This is a genomic window from Alexandriicola marinus (assembly GCF_004000435.1).
Classification (GTDB): Bacteria; Pseudomonadota; Alphaproteobacteria; order Rhodobacterales; family Rhodobacteraceae; genus Alexandriicola; species Alexandriicola marinus.
The window spans coordinates 1-5,705 of the sequence record NZ_RBVZ01000041.1; the positions used below are offsets into that span (position 1 = coordinate 1).

The following is a 5,705-nucleotide window of genomic DNA, read 5'->3' on the forward strand; positions in this document are numbered from 1 at the left end:
TGGGCGTGCGGGATCGGGCCATGGCTGGCCTCCTTTCGAGTCTTGGTGAGAGTAAGTGGCGATCAGGTTGACTGGCGGAGGCGCGGATCGTTGGCGATCCTGGCGCCGAGCCCTTCGACCTTTTCGATGTAGGTGGTCAGCGAGACGCACTTGCCAGCACCCGAATGCTCAGGGTCGAGCGATCCGTCCCGCGTCGCCCGCGGCAGGTTGGCGAAGGCGATGACATCTCTGATGGGTCGGATATCGATGAACGGCGTCCCTCGTGCGACCGCAAGCACGGCCAGGGGGAAGCGCTCGATAGGCGCGAGAGTCGACACGGTGATCCAACCGAGATGGAGGAATGTCCCGCCGTCTCCGCAGATCACATGCGCATTTGGCAATGACGCGGCCTGCTTGAGATAGCCGAGATCGCGGAGAACGGCTGTCCGCTCGAGCTGCCGTGCCAGATCCTTCTCGCCGGTTCGGCGCAGCTCTCTATGCCGCCACCAAGAGGCTGCGGTTGCGCGGAGCACGCGCAAGACACCTGTTTGCATCGGAATGCCCTNAACACTTTCACTTTTCGTGGACCAAACCCATGAAACACCCAACCGCCACCGAACTGTACTGGTACGACGGGATCAGAACTTCCACAGGGCCCATCGGCTAGACCTGTGGCGGCTCCTTCTTCACGAGATAGCCCAAACCGCTCAATCGGCCCGCAACTGCCAACTTCTTCATAAAGCGTGCTGATGCTTTGGCTTCCCGCCGATGTAGCGGATCGGCACCCTGGAAAGGGAAACCATGTCGATGATGGCTGTTATGGGCATAATTTCCCATCGCGAACACTAAAAAACAATAACCCATTGTTATTAAATCGCTTTCATCCACCGGATGGATCAGATCATTCCGCAGCCAACATCAAAGCACTCTTTTGAAGAGTTCGGGTGTCATGAAATCAAGAGATTAAGTTGCACCCGCTGTTCTGCGATGTCCTCGCCGTCCACTACGACCAAATCAGTGGAACGCGGGACCGCTGGCAACCAGCTGCTGCGCTTGAGGAACCGATTGCCTCGCTGGCCATGTCGCCATTGTCGAAGTGACTGAGAAGTTACCGGCTCCCCGCGTGCGGGAATTCGAGGATCGAGCCCTTGGTCAAACGGTTCTGGCAACCATCCATCGTCTGCTCCTTGTGCGCTACGGCCCGTAGCTACGATATCATGCAACAGACATCCACAACCTACCTCTCAGGCATTAGCACCGATGAAGGCCAAGGGAATATCCGAGGCCAGGACCCAAATCGCCGTCAGCAGGCGCCGGATAGCGTAGAACCAATTGTTGAGGGTATTCATCATCAGATCTCAGACATCGAAAAGGGCAGGGGCCGCGGAGGCGCGCAACTACTAGGTTGGCTACAGCGCAACGCTCTGTATGTTCTTCACTCGCCGCCTTTGCGCTACTAGCAGCGATGGTCACCAGCTGAGGTTTACCATGATGATCCGGATGCCCTCGTCATCAGATCTTCGCCGCGACGAAGGCAAAAGCCACTTTCACGATCTCAAATACCGCCACACCTCAACCCCCTAACTTTTCTCTCTCGAACACCGTTTGTGTGCCGAGAGCCTACTTAACAGCTGTTAAGTTATGCCATGCCAGCCGCACGAGATCGGAGTTTAACAGCTGTTAAGCCGCGTTCCGCCGGCCAATCAATGCCATGACCATTGGGCCACAGGAAAACTCGCCTGCCGCAGCTTTGGCAGTCAGAGCTCGCAAGTATCCACCAGGCGATCTTATGTCGGCGAAGCGTTCCAGCATGGCAGCAACGACGATCGACGCTTGCTCCGGACCCATGAACCGCTGTGCTTCTTCCCATGCAGACGCACTGATGCCCATGGCTGGCCGCACATGGCACGCCGCATCGAAGAGCTGATGCCAATGCCGGATCTCACCTTGGTAGAAGGTCTTGAGCGAGGGACATGCCGCGATCACTAGGTGCAGCGGGATCTTTGGCGGGTGTCTTGTGTCCTGTTCATCAACGTCAGCCACCGGCTCATTCGTATCCACATCTGGCACACCCGCCTCCGCTCCGCTTCTTTCTAAAGCAGGTTCAAGATCTATAGATTCTTTATTTGAATTATGATGGTGACGCTCAGATTGGGCATCATTGGTGTTCATTTCTTCTGTTTCAGGGCCATCAATGATGTTGCGTGCCTGGTCAAGGAGAGCTTCAAGGTCGGCTCGATAGGCCGCGAGGTCCTCAACTGAAAGCTTGCGGCGAAGCGCGCGGGCTGTGAGGGCAGCCCTATCGCGAAGCTGATCCCAGAAGCCTAGGCCTGGCTGCATCTCGTCTCCGAACTCGGCGAGGGCCGCGAGATCGCGGCGCATGAGGCTTACGACCTCTCTCAGGCGCCTGACGCGCTCCTCAGCCTCACGTACGGCCTCTGCGGCCCGTGCTATCTCCTCGGACTGACAGTAGAGCGGGGAAAGATCGAAGCCAAAGGCAACGCGGTCTTCGCCGTGCTTACGGACGTAGCGCTTCCCATTGGGGCTATCGCGCCGCTGGAGCAAGCCAGCCTCGACAAGACGCGCGAGGTGACGACGCATCGTGGAGCAGGGCATACCATTCAGGCGCTCACAGATCGCCTTGTTCGAGGGGAAGACGACCATCTCGGCGTTCCCGCCAAGCGCATCGTCCGGAAAGAAGCTGAGGAGCCCCTGCAAAACCGTCAGATCACGTTCCGAGACCCCAAAGGCCGCTTGCGCCTTGGAGAGCTCGCGCAGGAGTTCCCACTTGTTAACGGGTCTGGCTGGAACAGATGCCTCGGGTCGCTCAATGACGCGCAAATGGGCGTGCGAAATCGGCCGCATAAACGGCGAGATTGGTGTGTACTCCATGAAAATGTCCACGAAGACAAAAATTCTAGGGCCCGCGAATCGCTTTGCGCTTGCGGGGTAGGGGCCAGAACGCTACATTCAGAAGTGCGAAAACTGAGATTTTGTAGCGGGCTGATCCCGGTGCGAAACCTTACAAAGGTCTCGTGAAGCTAGCTTCTCGGGGCCTTTTTCTTTTTGCCTGTATCGTGCCTCCTTCTTGTTGGTTGCTCTTCCTCAATCTCCTGAACGCTTCCAGCGCTCATGAAGCTCGGTAATCAGCTTTGAGGCATTGCCCTCCAACCAGCTGACAAATTCAGGTTCATCCGTAGTCAGATCGAGTTTAAGCTGCTTGCCTTGGCGGCCGGTCTTGACCGTCGCAGCTCCGACACCGGGGATCGCCAAAGCAGGCACATCTTTTCTAGACGGGCTTGCTTTCTTCTCTGCGCTCTTCGCAGCTGCCAGAACTGCGAGAAACGCACGCTCAGAAACCTCATCGACCGAGCCGGAACTTTCGGACTTTGCTGCATGAGCTACGGCTTGCAGTTGGGCTCGATCACCGTCGTAGGCACCCAAGGCTTTTTTGAGCTCTTCCCATCTCGGGCGACCAATCCCGGGAGCTGCACCAATCGCCTGGATGAGTTCCTCGCCGACCGTCCGAACGACACTCAAGAGTTGTGAAACCCCAGCTTCGTGGAGGTTAAGGACTTCGGCGACACCTCGATTGGTGCGCTCAGCCCCTTCCAGATGATCACCGTCCAAAAGCGCTGTCGCAACAAGCGCACGTTCAATAAAGCTCAGATCACGACGCTCTTGGTTCTCGAGAAGCTGATCTCGAAGCGCTTGATCACCCTCAACCTCTGTGACGATGGCTCGAACTTTGATACCGAGTTCACGACATGCTTCCAAGCGTCTACGGCCATAGATCAGGTTGTAGCGATCGCCTTCCAGTGGGCGGACCAAGACAGGCACACGCTGACCGTTCTTGGAAATAGAGTTCTTCAGGCCCTCAACTTCGATCTGAAGCCTGTCATCAAAGCGGCCTTCGGTAACAATCTGCGCCGGATCGATCTCAAATACACCGCCACGCAGTCGGCGCCCTTCAAGAGCGTCAGGAGCGTTGCGAAGGGTCTGCAGCGGCAGGCCAAGTTTAGGCTTTCTTGCCATTCCGCCCCCATGTGTTCTGGATGATTTCAGCGATCTCATCGTTCACTGCGTTCATAGATTCGATCGCACGATCAAACGTCTGACGCGTGAAGTCCTTCTTGTCAGCTTCGTAGAGCGTTTGCTTGGTCAAGCCGGCGTCAGAAATCGCGGTCGACTCAACCATGTGGTTGGTCAGGACCGACCTCCCAAAAAGCCCGCGAATGAAAGCGATGACTTCGGTTTGTGGCGCGTCGCCGACTTTGTATCGCGTTGGCAAAAAGCGCAGCCAATCGAACCGCAGGTTGGCGCCTGCATCGCGGATCACGCCCAACAGGTCGGCCGTCATCCGCAGGAACTGCGACATGGACATGAGGTCGAGCATCTGCGGGTGGACCGTAACCAGGACCCCTGAGGACGCGGATAGGGCAGACATGGTCAGGAAGCCAAGCTGCGGCGGACAGTCGATCACAACAACGTCGTAGTTCGCTTCAACACTATCGAGTGCGTCATGAACTCTCGCGAAGAACGCCTTCGCTCCGCCTCGCTGAATTGCAGCAGGCGTCTCGTGCTCGAACTCCATGAGTTCAAGGTTGCCCGGGATAAGATCAAGGCCGCGGATGTAGGTCTTGCGGATCACTTCGGCGATCGGAACCGGATCGTCATAGCGAACGGCATCATAGAGGGTCCCGCCCTCCATGAGGTCGAGTTCCGGCTGGATTCCATGAAGAGCCGAAAAAGATGCTTGGGGGTCGAGATCGATCGCAAGAACCCTGTACCCCTTGAGCGCCAAGCGCTGAGCGAGGTGAGCAGATGTCGTCGTTTTGCCGGACCCGCCCTTGAAGTTCACAACTGAAATGACTTGAAGCTCGTCACCGTCGCGACGTCCGGGCACGTAAGTTCCAGACTTTTTTGCGTTTCCTTCAAGCGTCTGCCGGATTTCCCAGATATCGTCGAGCGTATAACGGCGATGACTTCCAGCCGTCGTCTCGACGTCAACGATCTTTCCTTCTCGATGAAGCTTCCGAAGATAGGTATGGTCGACGCCAAGGAGCTCAGCAGCTTCGCCGCTGGTCAAAGTGCGCATCACCTTCTTTGCATCCGGTGGGAAGTGTGCAGCTCGCTGAGCATGCAGGTTCGACGCGAGAAGTTCCGCGTAGTGCCCGATGGCGATATCTAGATCCTGTACTGCTTCGCTCATGTCTGCCCCGATCCGTGGGCGCGTTTTTTATGTGACCGCGCGTTATTTTTCGAGACTATTGCCCGACCAGCCAGATTCGTGCAAGCACTTTCTAGATTTAGTGGCAATCCGTTTGGCCAACACAAGTGTCGTGTTCAGAGGAGCCCCAACTTTTCCGCACGCTCAAGCAGCATTTTGACCGAAGACGGCTGCCAGCTAGTGCGGCCTCGAGGGGTGCGCTCACGCATCGATTCCAGCCGGTCGCAGATCGCCTGCAGTGTGATTTCGGGGTCCGAGCCTTTGATGGCAGCCACGATAGATGGCAGACGGTCATCGGTTTCGCGGCGTCCGGCGCGGCCCAGCACTGCATCTGGTAGAAACCCGTCGCGGACATAGGCTTTCACAGCACGGAGTAGGCGGCTTTGGGTCCAGTGCCGGTCGTGGGGCAGGGGGCCATTAATGATTCGTAAAACATCTTCCCAGGCCAAATCCGGCCGTAGGCGTCGCACGTGGGGCACCCAATCCTGCGCGGTTT

Annotated in this window: 4 protein-coding genes and 1 pseudogene; all 5 read right to left on the bottom strand. The window is 57.1% G+C overall.

What is annotated here, in order from left to right:
- Window positions 1-62 precede the first annotated feature (62 nt).
- Window positions 63-533: a hypothetical protein gene (locus EP376_RS22450; protein WP_127657702.1), complete on the bottom strand. Its 471-nt coding sequence runs from the start codon at window positions 531-533 to the stop codon at window positions 63-65.
- A 1,126-nt stretch (window positions 534-1,659) separates the two neighbouring features.
- Window positions 1,660-2,871, bottom strand: coding sequence for a plasmid replication protein RepC (gene repC / locus EP376_RS22455; RefSeq protein ID WP_127657703.1), 1,212 nt, complete (start codon window positions 2,869-2,871; stop codon window positions 1,660-1,662).
- Window positions 2,872-3,084: 213 nt separating this feature from the next.
- The gene (gene repB / locus EP376_RS22460) at window positions 3,085-4,014 is read right to left on the bottom strand and encodes a plasmid partitioning protein RepB (protein ID WP_127657704.1); all 930 of its coding nucleotides are present in this window, start codon (window positions 4,012-4,014) and stop codon (window positions 3,085-3,087) included.
- Window positions 3,998-5,191, bottom strand: a complete 1,194-nt coding sequence (gene repA / locus EP376_RS22465) for a plasmid partitioning protein RepA (RefSeq protein WP_127657705.1) — start codon at window positions 5,189-5,191, stop codon at window positions 3,998-4,000. Before repA ends, repB begins: the two co-directional genes overlap by 17 nt.
- Window positions 5,192-5,325: 134 nt before the next feature.
- Window positions 5,326-5,705 (bottom strand): annotated as a pseudogene (locus EP376_RS22470) (recombinase family protein); the annotation flags it as partial.

Coding starts and splice junctions, on each gene's coding strand:
- EP376_RS22450 (WP_127657702.1), bottom strand. CDS start 533: ATGCAAACAGGTGTCTTGCGCGTGCTCCGCGCAACCGCAGCCTCTTGG.
- repC (WP_127657703.1), bottom strand. CDS start 2,871: ATGGAGTACACACCAATCTCGCCGTTTATGCGGCCGATTTCGCACGCC.
- repB (WP_127657704.1), bottom strand. CDS start 4,014: ATGGCAAGAAAGCCTAAACTTGGCCTGCCGCTGCAGACCCTTCGCAAC.
- repA (WP_127657705.1), bottom strand. CDS start 5,191: ATGAGCGAAGCAGTACAGGATCTAGATATCGCCATCGGGCACTACGCG.